This window comes from Pseudooceanicola profundi, from assembly GCF_050897955.1.
GTDB lineage: Bacteria > Pseudomonadota > Alphaproteobacteria > Rhodobacterales > Rhodobacteraceae > Pseudooceanicola.
The window spans coordinates 731978-757649 of record NZ_JBPAXZ010000001.1 but is presented as its reverse complement, the minus strand read 5'-3'; the positions used below and the strand labels follow the sequence as shown (position 1 = coordinate 757649).

Here is a 25672-nt window from a genome sequence, read left to right as displayed (position 1 = left end):
CGATTGTCCTCCGCGCAAGTCTGAACTTGCCGTGGCGGCGGGGGCGTGCAGAAGTCGGGCCATGGAAAGATTTGCCGTTATTGCCGACATTCATGGAAACGCGCTGGCGCTGGAGGCGGTGCTGGCCGATATCGCCCGGCTGGGGATCGCCCGGGTCGTGAACCTGGGCGATGTCTTCAGCGGGCCTTTGGACCCGGCGGGGGTCTGGGCGCAGCTTGAGCCGCTGGACCTGCTGACGGTGCGGGGCAACCATGACCGGGCCTTGGTGGACTATCCGCCGGAGGAGATGTGGGAGACGGACCGGGAGACCTTGCCGCTCTTGCCCGCCGCCGCGCTCGACTGGATCCGGGGGCTGCCGGTGGAGGCGCGGATAGGGGATGTCTACCTCTGCCATGCGACGCCCGGGGCGGATGAGGTCTACTGGGCCGAGGAGGTGGCGGATGGCGGCATGCGCATGGCCCCTCTGGCGCAGATCGAAGAATTTGCGGCGGGGGTGACGGAGAGCCTGATGCTCTGCGGGCATACACATATTCCCCGGGTGGTGCGGCTGTCTGACGGGCGGCTGCTGGTCAATCCGGGCTCGGTCGGCTGTCCGGGATATACCGACGACCGGGAACCGGCCCATGTGATGCAGACCGGCACGCCGCTGGCGAGCTATGCCGTGGTGGGTGGCGGCGCGGGGAGCTGGGTGGTGGAGCACCGGCAGGTGCCCTATGACTGGCGCGCGGCGGCGGATCAGGCGCGGGCCATGGGCCGGGCGGACTGGGCGAAGGTGGTGGAGACGGGGTTGCTGTAGGGGCTGGCGCAGAACTCTGGCTGGCGCATTGGAATTTTGGTGTCTGGGGCCGATAGATCGGATTGAACACCCGCCCGGCGGCACGCCGGGCAGCGGCCGACCGCCCCGTCGCACCAGAGGTGCGCCTGATAAAACTGGCATGCCACTGGCATACCGGCGGCCGCTTCGCAGCCACCCGCGGTCGGCCGCTGCCCTTTGCGACGACCTCACTGCTGACCTATTCCGGAAGCGAAACACGTAATCCCTTGGCAGGCGCTCCGCCGCGCGCTATGCAGGCCGCATGACGAAGAGCTGCATCATTATCTGCTGCATTATCACCTGCTGAGACATCTCGCGGGCCGCTTCTTCGTTTCCTCCTTTCAACGATCCTGCTAAGCCGCCCGCGGACAACCGTGAGGGACCGCCATGGTCGAGATACGCCTGACGAATTCCATGACCCGCCGGAAGGAGGTCTTTGACCCCATCGATGCCGGGAATGTGCGGATGTATGTCTGTGGGCCCACGGTCTATGACCGGGCGCATCTGGGCAATGCCCGGCCCGTGGTGGTCTTTGACCTGCTCTACCGGTTGCTGCGGCATGTCTATGGCGAGGCGGCGGTGACCTATGTGCGGAACTTCACTGATGTGGATGACAAGATCAACGCAACGGCGCTGGCGCGGAAAGAGGCCGGCGCGGCGGGGTCTTTGGAGGAGCTGATCCGCGAGCGGACAGAGGAGACGATCGGCTGGTATCATGCGGATATGGATGCGTTGGGGACTTTGCGCCCCTCCGCCGAGCCGCGCGCGACGCAGTTCATTCCGCAGATGGTGGCGATGATCGAGGGGCTGGTCGCCTCCGGTCATGCCTATGCGGCGGAGGGGCATGTGCTCTTCTCGGTCGGGTCTTACGACGGCTATGGCGCGCTCTCGGGCCGGTCGGTGGAGGACATGATCGCCGGCGCCCGGGTGGAGGTCGCGCCCTACAAGCGCGATCCGATGGATTTTGTGCTGTGGAAACCGTCGACGGATGATCTGCCGGGCTGGGGCAGTCCCTGGGGGCGCGGGCGGCCGGGCTGGCATATCGAATGCTCTGCCATGTCGGCGGAGCTGCTGGGGGATCGGTTCGACATCCATGGCGGCGGGATCGACCTGCAGTTCCCGCACCATGAGAACGAGATCGCCCAGAGCTGCTGCGCCCATCCCGGCGCGGGTTTTGCCAATCTCTGGCTGCATAACGAGATGCTGCAGGTCGAGGGCAAGAAGATGTCCAAGTCACTGGGCAACTTCTTTACCGTCCGGGATCTGCTGGATCAGGGCGTGCCGGGAGAGGTGATCCGGTTCGTCTTTCTGGGCACGCATTACCGCAAGCCGATGGACTGGACGGAGAAGAAGCGGGCGGAGGCGGAGGCCACTTTGCGCGACTGGCGGCGATTGCTGACAGATGCGGAAGAGGTCGGCGTCGATGCGGCCATGGTGGAGCTGCTGGCGGATGATCTGAACACCGCCGGAGCGCTGGCGCGGCTGCATGCCATGGCCAAGGAGATCGCGGGCAATCCGCAGAAGGACTGTTTCTATGAGAAGGGGGTCATGCTGGGCTCTGCCCGGATGCTGGGGCTGATGACCGAGGAGCTGGGCGGCTGGGCTGAGGCGGGCGTCGATCTGTCGGCCTATGAGACGGCGCTGGCCGGGGCGCGGGACGCGGCGATGGCATCCAAGGATTTCTCTGCCGTCGACGCGCTGAAGGCCGCGCTGGTGGCGGCTGGGGTCGAGGTGCGGATGTCGAAGGCCGGGGTGGAGCTGCTGCCGGGGCCTGGGTTCGATGCGTCGAAGCTGGAGGGGCTGGTGTGAACGGCTGTGTTTTGCGCAGAGGGCTGCGGCGGCGCGCGGTCGTGCGTGAAGCGATGGTTGCCATTGTCGCGCCGGAGGGGAGTGCCCGGCCGCGGGGGGGCGCTCTGTCTTGCGGGGTCGCCGCTTTATCAGGTCGTGGGAGCGGGTGGTTCAATCGCCGCGCACAGGTGGACGAAGCGCCCGCCCGGGGGGCGGTCCCCTTTCGGGCGATTGCTTCGCAATCCCCTACCGGGGCAAGGGGGCGCTGCCCGGGCCGCTGGCGCGGCCGTATCGGGCGGGGATGGGACATCTGGCATGGGTGCGTCTTGATGTCAGGCGTCGCCGGGGCTCTGCCCCGGACCCCGGAGTATTTTTGCCAAGATGAAGGGGCGGGGGCGGTTTTCGCGGGGAGGGTGGCGCGATGAAGGAGCGGTTGTATCTGTATGATACCACGCTGCGGGACGGGCAGCAGACGCAGGGGGTGCAGTTTTCGACCCCTGAGAAACACATGATCTGCGGCATGCTCGACCGGCTGGGGATCGATTATATCGAGGGCGGCTGGCCGGGGGCCAATCCGACGGATTCCGCGTTTTTCGAGAGCGCGCCGGAGGTGCAGGCGCGGATGGCGGCCTTTGGCATGACCAAGCGGGCCGGGCGGTCTGCGGCCAATGACGAGGTGCTGGCGGCGGTTGTCAATGCCGGGACGGAGGTGGTCTGTCTTGTCGGCAAGACGCATGATTTCCACGTGACGGCGGCGCTTGGTATCTCGCTGGAGGAGAATGTCGTCAATATCCGCGACTCGGTGGCGCATCTGGTGGCGCTTGGCCGGGAGGCGATCTTTGATGCGGAGCATTTCTTTGACGGCTGGATCGCGAACCGCACCTATGCTTTGGAGTGTCTTCGGGCGGCGCTGGAGGCGGGGGCGCGGTGGATCGTGCTTTGCGATACCAATGGCGGCACCTTGCCGGTGGAGATCGGGCGGATCGTGGGCGAGGTGATCGCGGCGGGCATCCCGGGCGAGAAGCTGGGGATCCATTGTCACAATGACACGGCCAATGCGGTGGCCGGATCGCTGGCCGCCGTCGATGCCGGGGTGCGCCAGATCCAGGGTACTCTCAACGGGCTGGGCGAGCGCTGCGGCAATGCCAATCTGATCACGTTGATCCCGGTTCTGATGCTGAAGGAGCCCTACCGGAGCCTTTATGACATCGGCGTCAGCGAGGCGGCGCTGAAGGGGCTGACCAAGGTGTCGCGGCAGCTGGACGATATCCTCAACCGGGTGCCGGTGAAGCAGGCGCCGTTTGTCGGCGCCTCGGCCTTTGCGCATAAGGCGGGGTTGCATGCCTCGGCCATCGTGAAGGACCCTGCGACCTATGAACATGTCGATCCGGGGCTGGTGGGGAACGAGCGGGTGATCCCGATGTCGAACCAGGCCGGGCAGTCGAACCTGATCCGGCGGCTGGCGGAGACGGGCGTGGTGCTGGAGAAGGGCGATCCGGCGCTGGCGCGGATTCTGGAGGAGGTGAAGGCGCGGGAGGATCGCGGCTATACCTATGACAGTGCGCAAGCGAGTTTCGAGCTGCTGGCGCGGGATGTCATGGGCCAGATGCCGGAGTTCTTCGAGGTGAAGCGCTACCGGGTGACGGTCGAGCGGCGCAAGAACAAGCGCGATGAGACGGTGTCGTTGTCGGAGGCGGTGGTTGTCGTGAAGGTCGACGGGGAGAAGCGGCTGTCGGTCTCGGAAAGTCTGGATGAGGCGGGCAGCGATCGGGGGCCGGTCAATGCGCTCTGGTCGGCTCTGGCCAAGGATTTGGGGAAATATCAGGAGGTTGTGGCCGATGTCCGGCTGGTCGACTTCAAGGTGCGGATCACCCAGGGCGGGACGGAGGCCGTGACCCGGGTCATCATCGACAGTGAGGATGGCACCGGGCGGCGCTGGTCGACCGTGGGTGTGTCGGCGAACATAGTCGATGCTTCCTTCGAGGCGCTGCTCGAGTCCGTACGCTGGCGTCTGTTGCAGGAGCAGATGGCCTCGGCGGAGCTGGCGGTGTCGGTGTGACCCGCGGCGGGGCTGCTCATGCTGGATGACGTGAACGCCTGCGCCGCGCTGGTGGAGCGGGGCGACCCGGCCCGGTTCCGGGCGGCGATGGCGGCGCCGGTGTCGGCGCGGGCGGTTCTGTTTCCGCTCTATGCCTTCAACCTGGAGGTGGCGCGGGCGCCCTGGGTCACGCAGGAGCCGATGATCGCCCGGATGCGACTGCAATGGTGGCGCGATGCGCTGGCTGAAATCGCCGAGGGGCGGATGGTGCGGCGGCATGAGGTGGTGACGCCGCTGGCGCTGGCCGTGGGGGCGGAGGGCGCGCTCCGGTTGCAGCGGCTGGTCGACGGGCGGGAGGCGGATGTGGAGCCGTCGGGCTTTGCCGATGCGGCGGCGCTCTGGTCCTATCTGGAGGCGACCTCTGCCCCGCTGATCGAGGTGGCGGCGCTTTCGCTGGGCGGCGGTGCGGCGCTGGCCGGACCGGCGGGACGGGCGCTCGGGCTGGTCAACTGGTTCGCGGCGATCCCGGCGCTGGAAGAGGCGGGGCAGCGGCCCCTGCCTGACGGGCGGGAGGAGGCCGTGGCAGAGCTGGCGCGGACGGCACTGGCCGATCTGGCGAAAGTCCGGCGTGGCTGGGGCGAGGTGCCGGCGGCAGCGCGTCCGGCCTATTTCCCGCTGGCGGGGATCGGATCTCTGCTGCGCCGTGTGGCGCGGCAGCCGGGGCTGGTTGCAGCGGGGCTCGTGCCGGGCGAGGGGGCGCGGCTGCGGCTGGCCCTGACGGCCGCGACCGGGCGCATGTTCTGAGCGTTCAGAGGCGGTAGCCGCCGGAGACGGTCAGCACCTCCCCCGTGATGAACCCGGCCGCGTCGCTGACAAGGAAGCGGGTGGCGCGGGCGATATCCTCGGGCCGGCCGATCCGTCCGAGGGCGGTTTCGGCAACAAAGGCCTGCGTCAACTCGGCATCGCGTGGCGCCTCTGGCGTATTGATCGCGCCCGGCGCCACGGCATTGACGCGGATGCCGCGTGGCCCCAGCTCCTTGGCCATGGCGCGGGTCCAGAGGTTCAGCGCCGCCTTGCTGGCCCCATAGGTGGCGGCGTCGCGGGGCGGCAGCACGGCATTGACCGAAGAGATATTCACGATGGCCGCCCCCGCCTGCAGATGCGGCAGGGCGGCGGCCAGCAGGGCCTGAGGCGCCAGCAGGTTGATGTCGAGCATATGCCGCTGCGCTTCAAGGTCGAAGCTCTCCTTGGGCGTCGTGGCAATCACGCCGGCATTGTTCACGATCACGTCGATCCGTCCGAACCGCGCCAGAACCTCTGCGATGACCCGCTCGGCAGCGCCCGCCACCGACAGATCGGCGGCAATGGCTAGCATGTCCTCCGGCAAGCCGTCCGGCGCGCTGCTATTGCAGGTGATCGCCACGTCATGATCGCGGGCAAGGTCCAGCGCAATCGCGCGCCCGATGCCGCGTGCGCCGCCCGTCACAAGGGCCGTTCTGGTCATCCGGTCCCTCCGGTCCAAGCGTTACCGGGCAAGCCTATCCGCCGCATCCGGCGGCCGCAATGACAGGCCACGCCCCTGGTTTCTCTGGTCCCGAAATATCCTGGGGGGAGGCTCGGAACGAGCCGGGGGGCAACGCCCCCCGACCCGGTCCTGTCACACTCACCGCCAGCCGAGGCCGGGCGCAACCTGGGTCAGAATGCTTTCGATCGCATGCAGGTTATAGTCCACCCCAAGGGAATTCGGGATGGTCAGCAATAGCGTATCCGCCTCCTGAATGGCCTCGTCGCCTTTCAGCTGCTCGATCAGACGGTCCGGCTCGTCGGCATAGGACCGGCCGAAGATCGAGCGCTGCTGTTCGATATGGCCGACACTGTCGCTTTCCTTGCCGCCGCGCCCGAAATACATCCGGTCGAGGTCATTGGTGATGGCAAAGATCGACCGGCTGACGGAGACGCGCGGGCTGCGGGCATGGCCCGCGGCTTTCCAGGCTTCGCGATAGGCGCGAATCTGGGCGGCCTGCTGGACGTGGAAGGGCTCTCCGGTCTCGTCATCCTTGAGGGTGGAGCTCTGCAGGTTCATGCCAAGTTTTGCGGCCCATTCGGCGGTCTTGTTCGATCCCGCGCCCCACCAGATCCGGTCGATCAGCCCGTCGGAATGCGGCTCCAGCCGCAGCCTGCCCGGCGGGTTGGGGAACATGGGCCGGGGGTTCGGCTCGGCAAAGCCCTCGCCGCGCAGCATCTGCAGAAAGACCTCGGTGTGGCGGCGCGCCATGTCGGCCTCGCTCTCGCCCTCTGCCGGGCCGTAGCCGAAATAGCGCCAGCCGTCGATCACCTGTTCCGGCGAGCCACGCGAGATACCAAGCTGCAGCCGGCCCTGCGAGATGAGGTCCGCCGCGCCGGCATCCTCGGCCATATAAAGCGGGTTCTCGTAGCGCATGTCGATCACGCCGGTGCCGATCTCGATCTTGCTGGTGCGGGCGCCGATGGCGGCCAGCAGCGGGAAGGGAGAGCTGTGCTGGCGCGCAAAGTGGTGCACGCGGAAATAGGCGCCGTCGAGGCCGAGCTCTTCGGCGCCCTGGGCGATGTCGATGGCCTGCAGCAGCGCCTCGCCCGCCGTGCGGGTGGCGGAGCCGCGCTGGTCGGACCAGTGGCCAAAGGACAGGAAGCCGAGGGTTTTCATGGGTCTACTCCTATTGGGCGCCGATGGGGCGCCGGGTTGTCAGAGACCTAGTCATTGCAGGGGGCGGATTGCAATGGGCCGGGCTGTTCGCGGGGGCGCAGGGTCTGTGTGCTGATGCAGGGCGTGCCGGACGCGGCGCGGCCCTTTGGGCGCGTGGTGGCGCGTGGAGGCGGGCCGGGGATGCGGGGCCTGTCGCGTGGTGTCACCCGACGGGAGGGCCCGGCGCTGCATGGGGCGATCCGGTGGTGCGGCCCGTCCGGGGGCCGGGGCCGGGGCGGTGGCGTCAGATGATCCGCGACAGAAGGCGCAGAAGCGTTTCCTTCTCCCGCTCTCTCAGCGGGGCGAGCGTGTCTGCCGTGACCTGTTTGGCCGCCTCGACCGCCTCGTCAATCAGCGCCACGCCTTCGGGGGTGAGCGAGACGAGATGCCGCCGCCGGTCGCCCGGGTCGCGCCGGGTGACCAGAAAGCCGCGCCCGATCAGGCGGTCGACAACGCCCTTTGTGGTGGCGCTGTCCATGGCGACGGACCGGCCCAGCTGGTTCTGCGAGACCGGACCGTCTTCGGCCAGCCGGTGCATGACCGAAAACTGCGTGGGTGTCAGATTGCCCGGGACGGTCGACTGGAAAATGGTCGAGTTGCGCTGATAGGCCTTGCGCAGCAGATAGCCGATCTGATCGTCGAGCAGGTAGCCATGCTCGGCGCTTGTGCGGGCTTTGAGCTCATCGGTCACGCGTGGGCCTTTCTTGGAACAGCTGCCGGGATCAGACGGAGAGATATGCATCGCGGATTTCCGGCTGGGCTTCAAGTTCGGCAAAGGTTCCGTCGAACTTCTTCTGCCCGCCTTCGATAATTATGGCACGGTCGGCCACGGCGCGGGCGAAATGCAGGTTCTGTTCGGAGATCATCACCGTCAGCCCCTCGGCCTTGAGCCTGAGGATGGTGCGGGCCATCTCCTCCACGATCACCGGCGCGATGCCTTCGGAGGGCTCGTCGAGCAGCAGCAGCATCGGATTGCCCATCAGCGTGCGGGCGATGGTCAGCATCTGCTGTTCGCCCCCCGACATATGCTTGCCCCGGTTGGCACGGCGTTCGCGCAGGTTGGGGAAGATGTCGAAAAGCTGCTCGACGCTCCAGTGCGGCGCGCCCTCGCGTTTCGGCTGGCGGCCCACTTCAAGGTTTTCCAGCACCGTGAGGTCAGAGAAGATGCGCCGGTCCTCCGGCACATAGCCGATGCCGCATTTGGCGACGCGGAAGGCCGGGTCGCCCACCAGATCGCGCCCCTCGAAGGTGACGCGGCCCTGCCGGGGGCGGACCAGCTGCATGACGGATTTCATCGTGGTGGACTTGCCCGCGCCATTGCGGCCCAGCAGTGCCACGACCTCGCCCCGATCCACGGAAAAGCTCAGCCCGTCCAGGATATGCGCCTTGCCGTAATAGCTGTGGATGCCCTCGACCTTAAGCATGTTCGGCCTCCTTGAAGAGGGTCCCGCCGCCCAGGTAGACCTCCTGCACCTGCGGGTTGTTGCGCACCTCCGTGGCGCTGCCATCGGCGATCAGCTCGCCCCGGTTCAACACCATGATGTGATGGGCATGGGCAAAGACCACGTCCATGTCATGTTCGGTAAAGAGCACCGAAACACCCTGATCGGCGACGATGTCGGCAACCAGCTGCATCAGCTCGACCCGGGCCGAGGGCGCCATGCCTGCGGTCGGCTCATCCATCAGCAGCAGGCGCGGGCGGTGGGTCAGGGCAATCGCCAGTTCCAGCCGCTTCAGGTCGCCATAGGCGAGGATGGAGCAGGGGCGGTCCGCCTGATCCTGCATGGACACGGTTTTCAGGAATTCAAACGCCTCATCCCGGTAGAGCTTCCAGGCGCGCGGGGCGAAGGAAAAGAGCCTGCGGTGATGGCTCATCAGCGCCATCTGCACATTCTCGATCACCGTCATGGACTGGTAGGTGCCGGTGATCTGGAAGGTCCGGCCAACCCCCTTGCGCCAGATGTCGCGGGGGCGCTGGCCGGTGATCTTCTTGCCTTCCAGAAAGACATCCCCGGCGGTCGGTTTCAGCTGCCCCATGAGCATGTTGAAACAGGTGGATTTGCCGGCGCCATTGGGGCCGATCAGCGCCTTGAGTTCTCCCTTGGCGACGGTGAAGGAGACGCCATTGACGGCCAGAAATCCGTCATAGCTTTTCTTGAGGGTCTCGACGCGCAGGATCTCACTCATCTCACGGCCTCCTCTTCATCGGTTCGCCGCAGCCGGTTCCAGGCGGTGCGGATCGACCCCACGATCCCCTCCGGCGCGATGATGACGACGGCGATGATCAGGAGGCCCAGCAGCAGGCGCCAGTATTCCAGCCGGGTCAGCCAGTCCTCGACCACGGTCATGAAGCCCGCGCCGACGACGCCCCCTGCCAGCGTTTTCACACCGCCCAGGAATACCACGATCAGCGCGTCAAACGAGGCCGCGATTTCCAGCTCAGTCGGGAAGACGGAGCCTTTGGAGAAGACAAAGATGCCGCCCGCCAGCCCCGCCATGACGCCTGCCAGTGCAAAGGCCACGAACTGGATGCGCTTGACGTTGATCCCCATCGCCTCTGCCTGCCGGGGGCTGTCGCGACCGGCGCGCAGGGCATAGCCGAAGGGGGCGTGGATGATATGGCGCAGGGTCAGGATGCCGCCGACGCCCAGCACCAGGGTGAAATGGTAATAGGGCGTGGTGCCCGACAGCCAGTCCGAGGGCCAGATATTCACGAGCCCGTCATCGCCCCGCGTCACGTCGCGCCATTGAAAGGCCAGCGACCAGACGAGCTGGGAAAAGGCCAGTGTCAGCATGGCGAAATAGACCCCGGTCAGCCGGATGCAGAACCAGCCGATGCCAAGCGCCAGCAGCCCGGCGGCGAGGGGCGCAAAGAGGAAGGCCAGCTCCATCGGCGTGCCGGTGTGGTAGACCAGCAGGGCCGCCGCATAGGCCCCGCCGCCGAAAAACGCCGCATGGCCAAAGCTGACAAGGCCGCCGGTGCCCAGGATGAAATGCAGGGAGGCCGCGAAGAGCGCAAAGACGATCATGTCGATCATCAGGATCAGGATGAAGCGGTCCGCCACCAGCGGCAGCAGCGCCAGCCCCAGCAAAAGCGCCGCGATCAGCGCCTGCCCGGTGCGGCCATAGGGGCGGATCGGTGTCTCCGGCGCGCCGACCTGGCCATGTTCGCCCGCCACCTCCTCGCGCCCCAGCAGGCCGTAGGGGCGGATGATCAGCACCACGGCCATGACGACGAACATCAGCACCAGCGTCGATTGCGGCAGATAGGTCACCCCCAGCACATTGAGCACCGAAATCAGCACAGCGGCGATAAAGGCGCCGGGCAGGGAGCCCATGCCGCCGATCACCACCACGACAAAGACCGCGCCGATGATGTTGAAATCCATCAGCAGGTCGGCGCCGCCTTTCGGCAGCTGCAGCGCGCCGCCCCAGCCCGCCAGCGCGCAGCCCAGGCCAAAAACCCCGGTAAAGAGCCAGGCCTGATTGACGCCAAGCGCGCCCACCATCTCCCGGTCCTGCGTTGCGGCGCGCACCAGCACGCCCACCCGCGTCTTCGCGATCAGATACCACAGGGCAAACAGAATAAAGGGCGTCATGGCGATGATGACGATGTCATATTTCGGCACCGGCTCGCCAAACACCCGCCAGACCCCGCGCAATCCGGGCGCCCGCGGCCCCAGCCGGTCCTCGGCCCCCCAGATCATCAGCGCCAGATCCTGGATGACCAGGATCACGCCAAAGGTCGCCACCAGCTGGAAGAGCTCCGGCGCCCGGTAGATCGGCCGCAGCACGACGATCTCCACCAGCGCCCCCAGCAGCCCGACGACGATCCCGGTGATCACGATCGCGCCCCAGAAGCCCACGGCGCCGGGCAGCACCTCCATCAGTGCGATGCCGATAAAGGCCCCCAGCATATAAAAGGAGCCGTGGGCAAAATTCACGATCCGCGTCACGCCAAAGATCAGCGACAGGCCAGAGGCCACCAGAAAGAGAGAGGAGGCATTGGCAAGTCCGGTCAGGAACTGCGCAAAAAGAAAGGCCATGAAAGGGGTCCTGTCTGTCGGATATTGCGGGACCGGCTCCGGCGCGCAGAGGGGCCCCCGTGTTTTTCTTGCTCAAAATATCCTCGGGGGGAGTCGCCGAAGGCGGCGGGGGGCAGACAGCCCCCCTGACCCGCTCCCCGCAGGGGCCGCGCCGTAGTTTCGGTGCGACCCCCGACGTGGCGGATCACTCCGCCGGACGCATCGCCTTGATCTCGTCATCAGACGGCATGTAGGCATCGGGGCCCTTGTAGCTCCAGTCCACCATCACGCCCTTGCCGTCTTCCAGCGCCAGCGTGCCGACATAGGCGCCCATGGTCGACTGGTTGTCGATGGCGCGGTACATCAGCGGCCCGATCGGCGTGTCGGGGATCTCCAGCCCCTTGAAGGCGGCGATCAGGCTTTCGGTATCCGTCGCCCCTGCCTTTTCGATGGCGGCCGCCACCGACAGAACGTCGAGATAGCCCACCAGCGACCCGATCTTCGGCGTCTCGCCCGTCTCGGCCACATAGGCATCGACAAAGGCTTTCTCGGGCGTGCCGTCTTCAAAGGCATACCAGGGGTAGCCGGTGACGAACCAGCCTTCGGGGGCCTCATCGCCCAGCGGCTCCAGGTATTCCGGCTCGCCGGTCAGCAGGCCATAGACGGGGCGGCCGTCAAAGAGGCCGCGGTCGGTGCCTTCGCGGACGAATTTGGCGAGGTCCGAGCCGAAGGTCACGTTGTAGATCGCATCGGGCTTGGCGCGTTCGATGGCCTGCACCTCGGCACCCGCATCGATCTTGAAGAGGGCGGGCCATTGCTCGGCCACGAATTCCACCTCGGGCTTCAGCCGCTTGAGGTTCTCCTTGAAGGCCGCGACCGCATCCTGCCCGTAGGCATAGTTCGGCGCGATGGTGGCATAGGTCACGGCATCGCTTTTGGCGGCTTCCTCGGCCAGCATGGCGGCCTGGATCCAGGTGGAGGCGCGCAGGCGGAAGGTGTTCTTGTTGCCCGAAGACCAGACAAGGCTGTCGGCCAGCGGTTCGGCGGCGAGGTAGATATAGCCCTTTTCGGCCGCGAAGGAGGAGAGCGCGAGGCCGACATGGCTGAGGATCGAGCCGGTGATCAGCACCGCGCCGTCGCGGGTCATCAGTTCCTCGGCGATCTTGACCGCCTCGGCCGGATCGCCCTGATCGTCGCGGTGGATATACTCCAGCGGCTTGCCCAGCACGCCGCCCTTGTCGTTGATCTCTTTCAGCGCGAGGTCGATCCCCAGCTTATAGGGGTCGGCGAAGGCGGCCATGCGCTTGTAATGGTTGATCTCGCCGATCTTGATCGTCTCCTGCGCCATGGCCGCCAGGGGCGTCATGGTCAGGGCGGCGGCAGCGGCGAGCATGGTGCGTCTCGTCAGGGTCATACGCGAAGTCATAGAGGGTCCTCTGTTGGCTGGGCTGCCGTTACGGCAACCGAGGTGATCCGGTCTTACGCCGGTTAATCGTGATACACAAATGCAGGGGAGGGGTCGGAGGCCAGATCCTCCGTCCGTTCCAGTTCCAGCAAGTCATTGATCCGCTTGCGATAGACCAGCGGCCCCTTGTCGATGGCGATGCGGATGGGGCGGCGTTTCTGCGGGCGCAGCTCCTCTTCCTGCACGGCTTCGAGGATTTCCTTATCCTCGTTAAAGGCCTTGCGGAACATGGTGTCCATCGTGGTCTCGGCCTCCGGATCGTCGAGCGCCGTGTTGCGGATATGGAGCCAGCGGTCGATCGTATAGGTTTCCGTCACCGGGGTCATGAAATGCAGCGCGAAGATGCGGACGCCTTGGTTGCGGTCCTCTTCGGCGATCTTGCGTTCCGTCTCGATGGAGCCGAAGTCGATCACGGCGGTGCAGGGGGTGTAGAGGTAGTAGTAATGCCAGCGGTCGACATGGCCGGTAAAGCCGCCGAAGCCCTTGAAGAAGCCCACGGGTTCGGCATCGCGGATCCAGCGCCATGCCACGATGGCCTCGCCGTCCGTCTTCACATGGACGGGCACGTTTTCGGAGGCCGCATTGCCCAGCGTCGTCGGGTGGACAAAGCTGACATGGGCCGGGTCGACGAGGTTTTCCGCGACGTTGAGGTAGTTCGATTTCAGGTGCAGCGCGTCGCCATGGTGCACGGCCCAGTTCGGATCGGTGAATTCGGGCATGTCAAAGACCTTGGCTGGATCGGCCTTGGCGGGATCGCCCATCCAGATCCAGAGGATGCCGTGGCGTTCCTCCGTCGGGTAACTTACAACGTAAGCCGAGTTCGGCAGGTTGGTCTGGCCGGGCACGCGGGTGCATTTGCCGGTGGTGCCGTCGAAGGTCAGCCCATGGTAGCCGCATTGTACCGTATCGCCGATCCGCTTGCCCTTCGATAGCGGCAGGAGGCGGTGCGGGCAGCGGTCCTCCAGCGCGGCGACGGTGCCGTCGGTCTTGCGGAAGATGACGATGTGATCGCCAAGGATGGTGAAGCGGCGGAGCTGGTCGTCGACCTCGGTGGACCAGGCGGCGACGTACCAGGCGTTGCGGACGAAGGTGGTCATGCGGCGTGCTCCTTTGGTGATGTCGTGGCTGTCTTGGCGAGGTCAGACTGGAGGGACGCGCCCGACCCTGGGTGGGCGCTTCGGTTCGCTTGTGGTCTGCGGTTTATCTCAAAAGCATGGGGCGACGGCTGTACGGCATCTGACATCGCCAATGCGCCCTCCCGGGGGGAGGGTCGGGCGCGGCCCGGGCTGGTCGCCCGTGCCAGGGTTGAACGGATAGCGTCACGCATCATCTCAACCCGTCCTCCCCGACCATCTCCTGATGTGTCAGCCCGCCGACGCGCGGCAGGGGGCGGCCCGCAACCTGCAGCGCCACGGCGACCACGATCTCCCCGGGACGGGGTGCGTCGGAAACACGCAGCCGCATCCCGTCGAAATGCGACCGCACATAGGCGGCGTCCTTGTGACCCAGCGGCACGTCGATCACGTCACCGGGGGTCCCCATGGCCTTGGAGGAGGGGACCAGAGCCTTGCCGCCGCCCAGCACCGCCCGCAGGGGCGCACCCAGTGAAGGATGCAGGAGGGCCGCGCCATGTTCCAGCTCTCCGGCCTCGCCGATCAGGGCGGCCTTGCCGTAGCCCTGTACCGCATCCGCCGCGCAACCGAGGGCGGCAAGGGCTTCGCGGCCCAGGATATCGCCCAGCTCCGCGCCGGTTTCGATCAGCTGGGACAGGTCCTCGGCATACACACCGGCGAAGGGATTGGCGATCACCGCCGCGGCCAGCGCCCGGCGGGAAGGGGGCAACACGGGGCGGCCCATCTCCGTCCGGGTTTCCTCGACCAGGGTGATGATCTTGCGCAGTTTCACCGCAGGCCGTCCTCGCCCTTGACGTCCTTCGCCGCCAGACCGCCGACGCGGGCATGCACGCGCGGGCCGGTGGTCATGACCAGAACCAGCAGGATCTCATCGGCCTTGGGACCGTCGGAGAGCCCGACCTCCATCGCATCGAAATGCGAACGGACGTAGGAGGCGTTGGTATGGGTCACCGGCACGTCGAGCCGGGTGCCCGGGCCGCCGATCTTCTTGGTCGAGGGCACGATGGCATTGGAGGCGGCGATCTTCTCGCGCATCGCATAGCCGCCGGGGACATGCCAGAGCGCGCCATGCTCCAGCTCTCCGTTCGTGCCGACGATGGCGCCTTTGCCGTAGCCTTCGATGAGGGTCGGGTCGCCGCCGAGGGCGTCGATCAGATCCTGCGCCATCTGGGCGCCCAGCGGCTTCAGGTCTTCCATGAAGCCCGCGATATCCTCCACATATTTACCCGCGAAGGGGTTCGCGATCACCGTCATGCAGGCGGCCCGGCGGAGCGGCGTGGCGGCGACGGGGCCGCCTTCGTGCCAGATGGTTTCGTTCAGGATCGCGGTCTTGCGGATCATCGGTTCAGGCATAGGTCAGGTCTTTCGTCAGGGTCGTGAGGGGGGCGCCCAGCAGGCGATGCTCCCCCTGGCAGGCGAGGCAGGCGGCGCGGATCAGCCCGCGTCCGAGGTAATCCTGCGCGACGGCGGCGCCCCGGTCCAGTGCCGTTGCGGTGTCGGCGGGCGTCAGCGGGCCGACATCGGTCGTGATCCGCCGGTCGCCCAGATCGCTGTCGGGGCTGAGACGGTAGGCAGGCTGACGTTTTACGGCCGGATGGCCCGGAAGGTCGACCGCATTGGCGATCAGCGTGGCGGCGGCATCGGCGGTGGCGGCATCACGGGCCAGCACGGTGACCGCATCGGCGACGCCCATGGACAGCGACCGACCGCGCCAGCCGGAGGTGGCGATGCCGCCAATCCCGTCGCCGGGCGCGATATGGGCGCGGGTGGCGATGTGGCCGGTCAGGGGATTGTCGCAGATGGCGGCGGTCAGCACCGGACCGGCGGTCCAGAGGGCGATATCGCCGCCATTGTTCACATGCAGACTGGTCAGGCCATGGCCGGGGATCAGCATGGCCGACAGCAGGTGATCGGCGACAGAGCCCGCAACGGCCGCCATGGGCGTGACGAAGGTCGGATAAAAAGGCGCCACGGCGCGGGCCATGCGACGGGCGACAGGCCCTTCGGGCGCCGCCCCATGGGGGGAGCGGAGGCGGGGCAGTTCCTGCACCAGCCGGGTCAGCACGGTCTGGAAGGCGCGATGCGCGCGTTCAAAGGCGCGCTGGACCGTGTCGGGCGTGCCCTCCGCCTTGATGATGACGTCAATGGGCCCGTGGGTCAGGCGCAGGCGGCCATCGGGCATCAGCCCGGCGGCGGGGGCCTCTGCCCAGCTCATTCCGCGCGCTCCGCTGGGCGGGGCAGCGGCCAGGGCTGTCCGGCGCGGGGCCGTTCGCTGCGCTGGCCGGACAGGCGATGGTCGTTCTGGCGGCCCTTCTGACCACGCAGCGCGTCTTCCAGCGGCATGACGTAGTCCATATGGCCGCCAAGGGCCGCGTAATCGGCGGCGGACATGGTAAATTCGATGGGGGCCACCAGCGCGGGGGTGGGGACATAGCCAAAGGCATTCTTCGGCATCTGGGTCACATCGGCCATGAAGGTGATGCCGCCGCCGGGCCACATGAAGACGGGCGCGCCGCCGCAGGTCACGCGGGTCAGCCGCGACTGGACGGAGCGGGTGAGGGAGACCGGGTTTTCGGTCACGCCCGAGCGCAGCGATCCACCAGCCCCGGCCATGAAGAGGACGGAGGCCATGGAGGGTTCGCAATTCTCCTCGATCCGCGCGACGGAGGGCAGGAGGCGGGCGGGCATCTCCTGTTGGACCGGGACGAGATCTTCGTTCAGCTCATAATAGGCGGCGTTTTCGCCTGTGGTGGAGACCATGAGCAGCGAGAGGCCCGGCCGCGCGCCCTTGGCCGCCTGCCAGCTGTCGAGGATGGTCAGAGGGTCGGTCAGGTCGGTGCCGCCCCAGCCGGTGCCGGGCTCTGCCACCTGGAAATAGCGGCCGGGGGTGGAGCGGCGGCCCTTGATGCGAATGCCCGACGGCTCCCACCCGATGACCCTGCCGGCCTGATGTTCGGACATGACGCCGGTGATATGGTCATCGACCACGACAACCTCATCGACCAGACCCTTCCACTGTGCGGCGAACATGCCGACGGTGGCAGAGCCGCAGCCGACGCGCATCCGTTCCTCCGGCTGGCCGTTCACGACGGGGGGCTGACCGGCAGTGATCTGCAGCTCCGCGCCCCTGTCGATGGTCAGCGCGACCTCCTCCCCATTGCAGAGGGCGAGCAGGGCGTTGCAGGTGGCGCGGCCCTCCTTTTTCGATCCGCCGGTGAGGTGGTTGACGCCGCCCAGCGACAGCATCTGCGATCCGTATTCGGAGGTGGTGACATGGCCGATCACCTCGCCCTCCGCCCGGACGGCGGCGCATTCGGAGCCGAGATGCCGGTCGGTGTCGATCTTCACCTTGGCGCCGCAGTAGGAAAAGATGCCTTCGGTCACCACGGTGATCATATCGGCATCGGCGACCTTGGAGGCCACGATGAACGGCGCGGGCTTGTAATCGGGATAGGTGGTGCCGGAGCCGATGGCGGTGATGAAGGTGTCCTCACCTGTCACGATCTCTCCGTCCCATTCGCGGTCGAGGAAGGGGACCAGCGGCGTGTCACCGGCGGCGTTTTCCAGAATCGTATGCGGGTCGAGGCGGACCAGCTCCCCGCCCTCGTTGGCGTAGCGGTCGCAGGCCCCGGCGCGGCCCTCGGCGATGTAGCACATGACGGGGCAGGCATCGCAGCGGATCTTCTCGGGCTGCTGGGCCTTGTCGCGCTTGGTCTCTCGCGTGTCGGGCAGATCGCTCACGGCTGAGGCTCCGGGGCTTTGATGCGGCGGGCTCGGCCGCAGCGTATCGGTGATATTTGTTTGTATACGAACGCATGGGCGCGGCGGGCCTGTCAATATCTTTGCGCGGGCCGCGCGGCGTCTGATTTTGTGCAGGCCGGGAGTCGCTGAGGAAAGCGGTACGGCGTGGGGAAAGGCCGTTACGGGTGGATTCGCATTGTAAACAAGGGGGCGGAGAGGGATGGGCTGGCCTGTGTGCTGTTCAGAGGTCTGCCGCAGCTGCTGAAAGATGAGTGCCAAAAATGCGGGCAAATCCGGCGCTGTATGTTTGTTTGTGTGCAAACAATAATCGTTTTTCAGGCGGTGCGGGCTGTCGCTGCGCATGGCGCGATTGACAGGGGATCGTGCACCTCCCTACCGTGGGGCAAGTATCGCTTGCATACATATGACTGCCCTTCACTGTTTATGAGGCCCGGATGACGCTGCATCGCCCGACAACGCTAGAGGATGCCCTTGGCCTGATCGGCGAGGGGGCGGTGGTGCTGGGCGGGGGCACAGATGTTTATCCGGCGCTGCGCGACGGGGTGCCGCCCGCGACCATGGTGGATGTGACGCGAATCGACGGGCTCAGGGGGGTGAGCCGGGTTGGGGCTGGCTGGCGCATTGGTGCGGCGACGACCTGGACCGATATCCTGCGGGCCGATCTGCCGCCTGCCTTTGATGGGCTGAAACTGGCCGCGCGGGAGGTCGGGTCGGTGCAGATCCAGAATGCCGGGACCGTGGCGGGGAATATCTGCAATGCCTCACCCGCCGCCGATGGCGTGCCTGCGCTGCTGGTGCTCGGGGCGGAGGTGGAGCTGGCGGGGCCCTCGGGTGTCCGGCAGCTGGCGCTGTCGGAGTTCATCCTTGGCCCGCGCCGGACCGCGCTGGAACCCGGAGAGCTGGTGGTGGCGCTGCATGTCCCCAATGTTGCGGGGCGCGGTGGCTTTCTGAAGCTGGGGGCGCGGAAATACCTCGTCATATCCATCGCCATGGTTGCGGTGGTGGTGGAGCTTGATGCCGGGCTGATCACCGGGGCGAAGATCGCCGTGGGTGCCTGTTCGCCGGTCGCCCTCCGTCTGCCCGGGCTGGAGGCAGCGCTGAAAGGCGCCGCGCCCGATGCCATCGCGGGGGTCGTCGCCGCGACCGACCTGCCGGGGCTGAGCCCCATCGATGATGTCCGCGCTTCTGCCGCCTACCGGCAGGACGCGGTGCGGACGCTGATCACACGAACCCTTCTTCAGGCACTGGAGCCCGCTGATGTCGCTTGATGAACCCGCCGGCCATATCTCCCTGACGCTGAACGGGGATGAGATCACCATTCCGGCCCGCGCCACCGACCGGCTGTCGGAGGTGCTGCGCGATGCCGCCGGGGCCAAGGACGTCAAGGTCGGCTGCAATGCCGGGGATTGCGGCGCCTGCACGGTGCTGATCGACGGCGCGCCGGTCTGTGCCTGCCTGACAGCGGCGGGACAGGCGCAGGGCCGGGTGGTGGAGACGCAGGCGGGGCTGGTCACGGGCGATGCGGTGGCCGAAAAGCTGGCGCAGTCCTTCCAGCGCCATCAGGCGGCGCAATGCGGGATATGCACGCCGGGCATGATGGTGTCGGCGGTGGCGCTGCTGCGGTCGGGCGTGGCGCTGGACGAGGAGGCCGTGGCGGATGCGCTTGGCGGCGTGCTCTGCCGGTGCACGGGCTATCGCAAGATCATCGATGCGGTGCTGGATGCGGGCGGCGACGCGGTGCCGCTGGCCGAGGGTGGCGTGGGTGCGCGTGTGGCACGGCTCGACGGCTGGCCCAAGGTGTCGGGGACGGAGCGGTTCGGCGATGACGTGGCCCCGGCGGACGCGCTGGTCGTGCGGGTGATCCGCTCGCCCTACCACCGGGCGCGGTTCCGGTTTGGCGATCTGGAGAGCTATGCGCAGGAGAACGGGCTGGCGCTGGTGATGACCGCGGCGGATGTGCCCGGCGCAAACCTCTTTGGTGTGATCCCCGGCTTCATCGACCAGCCGGTCTTTGCCGAGAGAGAGGCGCTCTACAAGGGAGAGCCTGTCGCGGCTGTGGTGGGCGCGGCCGATGTGTTGGACACGCTGCCCGATTTCCCCGTGGTCTGGGAAGAGCTCCCCGCGAACCTGACGCCCGAAGGCGCGGCGGGGTCAGACCTGCTGCACCGGGACCGGGCGGAGAATGTGATGTGCCGGGGCTATGTGGCGCGGGGCGATGCCCGGGGCGCGATGGAGGACGCGGCGCATGTCGTCTCCGGCGCCTTCTCAACCGGGTTCATCGAACATGCCTATATCGAGCCGGAGGCCGCCTGGGCCCGCCGTGTCGGCGACCGGATGGAGCTGACCTGCTGCACTCAGGCCCCCTATATGAACCGCGACGGGGTGGCTGGGGTGCTGGGCCTGCCGGTGACGGATGTGCGGATCATCCCGACCGCGACGGGCGGCGGATTTGGATCAAAGCTCGACATGTCGACGCATCCCTTTGTGGCCATGGCCGCATGGCTGCTGAACCGGCCCGTGCGCATGACCTATACCCGCAGCGAGAGCATCGCGACGACCACCAAACGGCACCCCTCTGAGGTGCAGATGGAGATCGGCACCGATGCCACCGGCCGGATCGTGGCGACGCGTTTTGAGGGCCGGTTCAACACCGGGGCCTATTCCAGCTGGGGGCCGACGGTGGCGAACCGGGTGCCGATCCATGCCTCCGGCCCCTATCTGACGCCGAATTACGAGGCGAAGAGCGCGGGCATCCATACCAATACCGTCTCTGCCGGGGCGTTCCGGGGTTTTGGCGTGCCGCAGTCGGCTGTAGCGCAGGAGCAGCTCTTCGACATGCTGGCGGGTGAGCTGGGGATGGACCGGCTGGAGATCCGCCGCCGCAATGCCCTGCGCAATGGCGATCCGACCGTGACCGGGCAGGTGTTCGACACCGGCATGGGCATTGCGGAGTGTTTCGACGCGCTGGAGCCCGCCTGGAACCGGGCGGTCGCAGAGGCTGCGGCCTTCAATGCCGGGTCGGATGTGGTGAAACGCGGCGTCGGGATCGCCGGTGGCTGGTATGGCTGCGGCAATACGTCGATGTCCAACCCCTCCACCATCCGGGCGGGAGTGACAGCGGCCGGAGAGGTCATGCTGCATCAGGGGGCTGTCGATATCGGGCAGGGCTCGAACACGGTGATCACCCAGATTTTCGCGACCGCGCTTGGTGTGCCGGTGTCGCAGATCACGCTGGTTTCGGCCGATACGGATCTGACGCCGGATGCGGGCAAGACCTCGGCCTCCCGCCAGACCTTCATCACCGGCAATGCCGCCCGGCTGGCCGGGGAGGCTTTGCGGGCGCAGCTGCTGCGGCTGGGCAATATGGGGGCGGAGGCTGAGATCACTCTGACCGGCGACGGCATCGCGCTGACCGAGGACGGGGTGACGCAGCGCGTCGTGCTGCCGGAGGCGGAGGGCGATTACGCGCTGGAGGTGGTGGAAAGCTACGACCCGCCGACGCTGCCGCTGGATCAGAACGGGCAGGGCGCGCCCTATGCCGTCTTCGGCACGGCGGCGCAGATGGTGGAGCTGGAGGTGGATACCGCTCTGGGCACGGTGAAGCTGCTGAAATTCACCGCCGCCCATGATGTCGGCAAGGCGATCAACCCGCTTCTGGTCGAGGGCCAGATCGAGGGCGGGATCGCCCAGGGCCTTGGCCTCGCGCTGATGGAGGAATTCATCCCCGGCCGGACGGAGAACCTGCACGATTACCTGATCCCGACCATCGGCGACGTCCCCCCGATCGAGAGCCATATCATTGAGACGGGCGATGCCCATGGTCCCTATGGCGCCAAGGGGCTGGGGGAGCATTGCCTGATCCCCACCGCGCCCGCGATCCTCAACGCCATTGCCGATGCTTCCGGCGCGCGGGTGCATCACCTGCCTGCCACGCCCGACCGCGTCCGCGCCGCAATCCTCGCCGCGAAAGGCGCCTGAGAATGAGCAGAGAAGACCTGACCGGCAGCTTCGCCGGGATCGACGTGGGCGGGACCTTTACCGACCTCGTGCATTACGACAGCCGGGCGGGGCGGGTGAGCCTCGCCAAGGTGCCGACAACACTGGACAATCAGGCGGGCGGTGTGCTGGCGGCGCTGGATGCGGCGGGCGTGGATGCCGCGGCGCTGGACCTGATCGTGCATGGCACGACAACCACGACCAATGCCGTGCTGGAACGGCAGCTCTGCAAGACCGGGCTGGTGACGACGGCGGGCTTCCGCGATGTGCTGGAGCTGGGCCGGCGTACGCGTCCACAGGCCTACGGCATGAAGGGCCAGTTCCGCCCCCTGATCCCGCGCGACCTGCGGCTGGAGGTGCCGGAACGGATGCTGGCAGATGGCTCCGTCTACCTGCCGCTCGACGAAGACGCCCTGCGTGGCGCCTTGCGCGCGCTGGTGGCGACAGGCTGCGAGGCGCTGGTGATCCATTTCCTGCATTCCTACGCCAATCCGGCCCATGAACAGCACGCCGGAGAGATCGCGCGGGAGGAATGGCCCAATGGCAATATTACCCTCGGCTCGGCGCTCCTGTCGGAAAGCCGGGAGTTCGAGCGCGGGGTGACGGCGGCGGTCAATGCCTCCGTCCAGCCGCTGCTGCGCCGCTACGTGGAGCGGCTGGCCGACCGGCTGTCGGACCGCGGCTATGCGCGCGACCTGCTGGTGATGAACGGCAATGGCGGCATGGTGTCGGCCCGGATCGTGGCGGATGAGGCGGCCAAGACGGTGATGTCGGGCCCGGCCTCCGGCGTGATGGCGGCGGCCTATACCGGGCGGCGTGCTGGCATCCCCGATCTGCTGACTTATGACATGGGCGGGACCTCCACCGACGTGGCGATGATCCGGGGGGCGGAGCCTGCGGTGAGTCATGAGATCGAGGTGGAATATGCCATGCCGATCCACGTTCCTATGGTGGATGTGCGCACCGTGGGGGCCGGCGGCGGGTCTATCGCGCGGGTCAATGCGGCGGGTCTGCTGCAGGTGGGGCCGGAGAGCGCGGGTTCGACCCCCGGGCCGATCTGTTACGGCAAGGGCGGGACCGAGCCCACGATTTCCGACGCCAATATGCTGCTGGGCCGGATGAACCCGGACCGGCTGAACACCGGCGCGGGCGGCGTATCGCTTGAGGTGATCCGGGATGCCTTTGCCGAGAGGATCGGCGCGCGGCTGGGTCTGGATGCGGTCGAGGCGGCCTCTGCCGTGCTACGGATCGCCACGGCCAAGATGGCGGATGCGGTGCGCATGGTGTCGATCTCGCTGGGCGAGGATCCGCGCGACTTTGCGCTCTTTGCCTTCGGTGGCGCCGGGCCGCTGCATGCCTGCGCCATTGCGCGCGAGCTTGGGGTGCCCAAGGTGCTGGTGCCGGCGCGGCCGGGGATTACCAATGCACTCGGCTGTATCGTTGCCGACCTGCGGCATGATTTTGTCCAGACGGTGAACCGGCCGCTCGATGCGGTGGAACTGGACGCCCTGCATGCGGGATTTGCGGCACAGGTCGCCGAGGGCCGCGCCGCCATTGCCCGCGAGCGTGTCGAGATCGCGGAGGAGCGCATCGCCCATTCGGTCGATATGCAGTTCATCGGCCAGACCCACCTGCTGCGAGTGCCGCTGCCGGGGCCGACGCCCGCCCGGGAAGAGCTTCAGGCGCTCTTCGAAGAGGCCTATTTCCGCCGTTTCCAGGTCAAACTGCCGGAGATCCGGGCGGCGGTGGTCAATCTGAACACATCTGTGGTCGGACGCCGGGCGGAGGTGGATCTGTCGCTGCTGATCAATGCCTCCGAACGCCGCGCGACCCTGGCCGAGGCACAGAGCGGCACGCGTGCGGTCTGGTTCGACGGATGGGTCGACACGCCGGTCTACTGGCGCGATCACCTGCCCGGGGATGCCGTGATCCGTGGCCCCGCGATTGTCGAACAGATGGACTGCACGCTGGTGATGGAGCCCGGCGACCGCGCCGAACAGGATGCCGATGGCAATCTGATCGTGACCGTCGGGGCCCGGACATGAGCCGTAGCACCTGTGCCGGCTTCGGGAGCGAGGGGCCAGCCTCTCGCGCTCCCCGGGATATTTCCGGCAAGAAAAAGGGGCAGGGCGCGCCCCGGTCTTTTTCTTGCTTAAAATATCCCCGCCGGAGGCATTCTGCCTTCGCCACTTTAGAGACGCCGGGACCGGAGAGCCAAGATGACCATTGATCCCATTACCCTCACCGTCATTCAGTCTGGATTGCAGCAGGTCTGTGACGAGATGGATCTGAGCTTTTCGCGCGCGGCATTCTCGCCCGTGATTGCAGAGGCAAACGACCGGTCGGACGGGATTTATTCCGCCGCGGACGGGAGCCTCATTGCGCAGGGCTCGCAGGGGCTGCCGGTCTTTGTGGGGACGATGCAGTTTTCGACCCGGACGCTGATCGAGATGATCGGGCAGGGGCGGGCGGCGGCCCCGAAGCCCGGGGATATCTATATCGTCAACGATCCCTATCTGGGCGGCACGCATCTGATGGATGTGCGCTTTGCCATGCCGGTGTATCGGGGGGGCGAGATTTTCTGCTGGCTCAGCAATACCGGGCACTGGCCCGATACGGGTGGCGCGGTGCCCGGGGGCTTTTCGGCCTCTGCCACGGCGGTGGAGCAGGAGGGGCTGCGGCTGCCTCCGGTGCGGCTTTTCAAGGAAGGGGAGCTCGACGCCGAAATCTATGCGATCATCTGTTCCAATATTCGGGTCGCCGATCAGCGGATCGGCGATGTGAAGGCGCAGGCGGCGGCGCTGTATGTCGGGCAGGCGCGGCTGTTCCGGCTTTTGGACCGCTATGGCGATGCGGTGGTGCAGGAGGCGATCGCGGAGCTGAGGACCCGGGCGGCGCAGCAGATGCGGGCCAATATCGCGGCCATTCCGGAGGGGCGTTACGAGGCCGTTGCCTATGTGGACAGCGACGGCGTGGTCAATGAGCCTTTGGAGATCCGGCTGGCGGTGACGGCGGCGGCGGGGCGTCTGACCTTTGATTTCAGCGGCTCCTCGGCGCCCTGCCGGGGGCCGATGAATTCCGTTTGGGCCACCACGCAGAGCTCTGTCTACCTCGCCATGCGACACATATTCCCGGATTTGCCGATCAGTGCCGGGGCGTTTGAGCCGCTCAATATCATCCGGCCGGAGGGGACCTTCCTCGATGCGCGCTATCCGCGGCCGGTGTCGGGCTGTGCGGCGGAGGTGAGCCAGCGGATCGCGGAGGCGGTCTTTGCCGCGCTGGTGGGGCCTTTGCCGGAGGTGGTGACGGCGGCGCCTGCGGGCTCATCAGGGAATTTCGCTTTGGGAGGCGAGGTGCCGGAGGAGGGGCGGTCCTATGTGATGTACCAGATCTCGGGCGGCGGCTATGGCGGCTATGCCGGGGGCGACGGGATCGCCAATGGCTGTTCGACCATCGGCATTTCCAAGGCGCCGCCGGTGGAGATCATGGAGCAGCAGTTTCCGGTCCTCTATCACCGCTATGCATTGCATGAAGGCTCCGGCGGGGCGGGGCGGCATCGGGGCGGTTTTGGCCTGGATTACGAGGTCGAGCTGCGCAAGGGCACGGCGCGGGCCAGTTTCGTGATGGATCACGGGCGGTTTGGGCCGCAGGGCGTGCTGGGTGGCCGGGACGGCGGGGTGAACCGGGTTCTGGTGACGCAGGGCGGCCGGGACTTCGTGCCGGAACATCTGTCCAAGGCGCAGGATATCGCCCTGTCGGCCGGGGACCGGGTGCGGGTGCGCACGCCGGGCGGTGGCGGCTATGGCGCGCCGGAGGAACGTGATCCGGCGCTGGTGGCCGAGGATGTCTGGCTGGGGCGGTATTCGGCGGAAGAGGCGCGGGCGCTTTATGGGTGGAGCGGGGGCTGAAGGGCGGCGGCTTACGGTGTA

The 25672-nt window shown here is 67.0% G+C and carries 20 protein-coding genes; 8 read left to right on the top strand and 12 right to left on the bottom strand.

Features of this window, described 5'->3' with window-relative positions; translation table 11 throughout:
• Positions 1-61 precede the first annotated feature (61 nt).
• The 4 genes from ACRARG_RS03660 (at position 62) to ACRARG_RS03645 (ending at position 5444) form a co-directional block, all read left to right on the top strand.
• A complete protein-coding gene (locus ACRARG_RS03660; RefSeq protein ID WP_432688618.1) occupies positions 62-796 on the top strand; it encodes a metallophosphoesterase family protein in 735 nt (244 codons plus the stop codon).
• Between the two features lie 405 nt (positions 797-1201).
• Positions 1202-2623 carry a cysteine--tRNA ligase gene (gene cysS / locus ACRARG_RS03655; protein ID WP_432688617.1) on the top strand — a complete coding sequence of 474 codons (1422 nt, stop codon included), beginning with the start codon at positions 1202-1204 and terminating at the stop codon, positions 2621-2623.
• 400 nt (positions 2624-3023) lie between these two features.
• A complete protein-coding gene (gene cimA, locus ACRARG_RS03650) occupies positions 3024-4661 on the top strand; it encodes a citramalate synthase (RefSeq protein ID WP_432688616.1) in 1638 nt (545 codons plus the stop codon).
• Between the two features lie 18 nt (positions 4662-4679).
• Positions 4680-5444 carry a squalene/phytoene synthase family protein gene (locus tag ACRARG_RS03645; protein ID WP_432688615.1) on the top strand — a complete coding sequence of 255 codons (765 nt, stop codon included), beginning with the start codon at positions 4680-4682 and terminating at the stop codon, positions 5442-5444.
• A gap of 4 nt (positions 5445-5448) precedes the next feature.
• Here ACRARG_RS03645 and ACRARG_RS03640 read toward each other — a convergent pair whose 3' ends face one another.
• From ACRARG_RS03640 to ACRARG_RS03585, 12 genes are all read right to left on the bottom strand, one after another.
• Positions 5449-6144: an SDR family NAD(P)-dependent oxidoreductase gene (locus tag ACRARG_RS03640; RefSeq protein WP_432688614.1), complete on the bottom strand. Its 696-nt coding sequence runs from the start codon at positions 6142-6144 to the stop codon at positions 5449-5451.
• Positions 6145-6303: 159 nt separating this feature from the next.
• Positions 6304-7323: an LLM class flavin-dependent oxidoreductase gene (locus ACRARG_RS03635; protein ID WP_432688613.1), complete on the bottom strand. Its 1020-nt coding sequence runs from the start codon at positions 7321-7323 to the stop codon at positions 6304-6306.
• Positions 7324-7606: 283 nt separating this feature from the next.
• Positions 7607-8053: a MarR family winged helix-turn-helix transcriptional regulator gene (locus ACRARG_RS03630; protein ID WP_432688612.1), complete on the bottom strand. Its 447-nt coding sequence runs from the start codon at positions 8051-8053 to the stop codon at positions 7607-7609.
• A gap of 31 nt (positions 8054-8084) precedes the next feature.
• Complete coding sequence (locus ACRARG_RS03625; RefSeq protein WP_432688611.1) at positions 8085-8786, bottom strand: ABC transporter ATP-binding protein; 702 nt, start codon at positions 8784-8786, stop codon at positions 8085-8087.
• Positions 8779-9549: an ABC transporter ATP-binding protein gene (locus ACRARG_RS03620; RefSeq protein ID WP_432688610.1), complete on the bottom strand. Its 771-nt coding sequence runs from the start codon at positions 9547-9549 to the stop codon at positions 8779-8781. Before ACRARG_RS03620 ends, ACRARG_RS03625 begins: the two co-directional genes overlap by 8 nt.
• The gene (locus ACRARG_RS03615; protein WP_432688609.1) at positions 9546-11408 is read right to left on the bottom strand and encodes an ABC transporter permease; all 1863 of its coding nucleotides are present in this window, start codon (positions 11406-11408) and stop codon (positions 9546-9548) included. Before ACRARG_RS03615 ends, ACRARG_RS03620 begins: the two co-directional genes overlap by 4 nt.
• 184 nt (positions 11409-11592) lie before the next feature.
• Positions 11593-12801, bottom strand: coding sequence for an ABC transporter substrate-binding protein (locus tag ACRARG_RS03610; protein WP_432691312.1), 1209 nt, complete (start codon positions 12799-12801; stop codon positions 11593-11595).
• A gap of 74 nt (positions 12802-12875) precedes the next feature.
• Complete coding sequence (locus ACRARG_RS03605) at positions 12876-13949, bottom strand: aromatic ring-hydroxylating dioxygenase subunit alpha (RefSeq protein WP_432688608.1); 1074 nt, start codon at positions 13947-13949, stop codon at positions 12876-12878.
• A gap of 229 nt (positions 13950-14178) precedes the next feature.
• Positions 14179-14757, bottom strand: coding sequence for an amino acid synthesis family protein (locus ACRARG_RS03600; protein ID WP_432688607.1), 579 nt, complete (start codon positions 14755-14757; stop codon positions 14179-14181).
• The gene (locus ACRARG_RS03595) at positions 14754-15338 is read right to left on the bottom strand and encodes an amino acid synthesis family protein (protein ID WP_432688606.1); all 585 of its coding nucleotides are present in this window, start codon (positions 15336-15338) and stop codon (positions 14754-14756) included. Before ACRARG_RS03595 ends, ACRARG_RS03600 begins: the two co-directional genes overlap by 4 nt.
• Positions 15331-16200: a UPF0280 family protein gene (locus ACRARG_RS03590; RefSeq protein WP_432688605.1), complete on the bottom strand. Its 870-nt coding sequence runs from the start codon at positions 16198-16200 to the stop codon at positions 15331-15333. The genes ACRARG_RS03595 and ACRARG_RS03590 overlap by 8 nt, the downstream gene beginning before the upstream one ends.
• Complete coding sequence (locus ACRARG_RS03585) at positions 16197-17642, bottom strand: 6-hydroxynicotinate reductase (RefSeq protein WP_432691311.1); 1446 nt, start codon at positions 17640-17642, stop codon at positions 16197-16199. The genes ACRARG_RS03590 and ACRARG_RS03585 overlap by 4 nt, the downstream gene beginning before the upstream one ends.
• Before the next feature lie 539 nt (positions 17643-18181).
• Between ACRARG_RS03585 and ACRARG_RS03580 the strand changes: the two genes are divergently transcribed.
• The 4 genes from ACRARG_RS03580 (at position 18182) to ACRARG_RS03565 (ending at position 25651) form a co-directional block, all read left to right on the top strand.
• Positions 18182-19015 (top strand): FAD binding domain-containing protein, encoded by an 834-nt coding sequence (locus tag ACRARG_RS03580; RefSeq protein ID WP_432688604.1) that lies wholly within the window; start codon positions 18182-18184, stop codon positions 19013-19015.
• Positions 19005-21725: a molybdopterin-dependent oxidoreductase gene (locus ACRARG_RS03575; RefSeq protein WP_432688603.1), complete on the top strand. Its 2721-nt coding sequence runs from the start codon at positions 19005-19007 to the stop codon at positions 21723-21725. The genes ACRARG_RS03580 and ACRARG_RS03575 overlap by 11 nt, the downstream gene beginning before the upstream one ends.
• Before the next feature lie 2 nt (positions 21726-21727).
• Entirely contained in the window at positions 21728-23788 is a 2061-nt protein-coding gene (locus tag ACRARG_RS03570; protein ID WP_432688602.1) for a hydantoinase/oxoprolinase family protein, read from the top strand.
• A 174-nt stretch (positions 23789-23962) separates the two neighbouring features.
• Positions 23963-25651 carry a hydantoinase B/oxoprolinase family protein gene (locus ACRARG_RS03565; RefSeq protein ID WP_432688601.1) on the top strand — a complete coding sequence of 563 codons (1689 nt, stop codon included), beginning with the start codon at positions 23963-23965 and terminating at the stop codon, positions 25649-25651.
• The last annotated feature ends 21 nt before the right edge of the window (positions 25652-25672 follow it).

What these genes read in the sequence shown, in the direction of transcription:
- ACRARG_RS03580 (WP_432688604.1), top strand. Translation starts at nt 18,182, where the DNA reads ATGACGCTGCATCGCCCGACAACGCTAGAGGATGCCCTTGGCCTGATC.
- ACRARG_RS03595 (WP_432688606.1), bottom strand. Translation starts at nt 15,338, where the DNA reads ATGCCTGAACCGATGATCCGCAAGACCGCGATCCTGAACGAAACCATC.
- ACRARG_RS03620 (WP_432688610.1), bottom strand. Translation starts at nt 9,549, where the DNA reads ATGAGTGAGATCCTGCGCGTCGAGACCCTCAAGAAAAGCTATGACGGA.
- ACRARG_RS03570 (WP_432688602.1), top strand. Translation starts at nt 21,728, where the DNA reads ATGAGCAGAGAAGACCTGACCGGCAGCTTCGCCGGGATCGACGTGGGC.
- ACRARG_RS03565 (WP_432688601.1), top strand. Translation starts at nt 23,963, where the DNA reads ATGACCATTGATCCCATTACCCTCACCGTCATTCAGTCTGGATTGCAG.
- ACRARG_RS03610 (WP_432691312.1), bottom strand. Translation starts at nt 12,801, where the DNA reads ATGACCCTGACGAGACGCACCATGCTCGCCGCTGCCGCCGCCCTGACC.
- ACRARG_RS03585 (WP_432691311.1), bottom strand. Translation starts at nt 17,642, where the DNA reads ATGTGCTACATCGCCGAGGGCCGCGCCGGGGCCTGCGACCGCTACGCC.
- ACRARG_RS03645 (WP_432688615.1), top strand. Translation starts at nt 4,680, where the DNA reads ATGCTGGATGACGTGAACGCCTGCGCCGCGCTGGTGGAGCGGGGCGAC.
- ACRARG_RS03615 (WP_432688609.1), bottom strand. Translation starts at nt 11,408, where the DNA reads ATGGCCTTTCTTTTTGCGCAGTTCCTGACCGGACTTGCCAATGCCTCC.
- ACRARG_RS03660 (WP_432688618.1), top strand. Translation starts at nt 62, where the DNA reads ATGGAAAGATTTGCCGTTATTGCCGACATTCATGGAAACGCGCTGGCG.
- ACRARG_RS03590 (WP_432688605.1), bottom strand. Translation starts at nt 16,200, where the DNA reads ATGAGCTGGGCAGAGGCCCCCGCCGCCGGGCTGATGCCCGATGGCCGC.
- ACRARG_RS03640 (WP_432688614.1), bottom strand. Translation starts at nt 6,144, where the DNA reads ATGACCAGAACGGCCCTTGTGACGGGCGGCGCACGCGGCATCGGGCGC.
- ACRARG_RS03625 (WP_432688611.1), bottom strand. Translation starts at nt 8,786, where the DNA reads ATGCTTAAGGTCGAGGGCATCCACAGCTATTACGGCAAGGCGCATATC.
- cimA (WP_432688616.1), top strand. Translation starts at nt 3,024, where the DNA reads ATGAAGGAGCGGTTGTATCTGTATGATACCACGCTGCGGGACGGGCAG.
- ACRARG_RS03605 (WP_432688608.1), bottom strand. Translation starts at nt 13,949, where the DNA reads ATGACCACCTTCGTCCGCAACGCCTGGTACGTCGCCGCCTGGTCCACC.
- ACRARG_RS03635 (WP_432688613.1), bottom strand. Translation starts at nt 7,323, where the DNA reads ATGAAAACCCTCGGCTTCCTGTCCTTTGGCCACTGGTCCGACCAGCGC.
- ACRARG_RS03575 (WP_432688603.1), top strand. Translation starts at nt 19,005, where the DNA reads ATGTCGCTTGATGAACCCGCCGGCCATATCTCCCTGACGCTGAACGGG.
- cysS (WP_432688617.1), top strand. Translation starts at nt 1,202, where the DNA reads ATGGTCGAGATACGCCTGACGAATTCCATGACCCGCCGGAAGGAGGTC.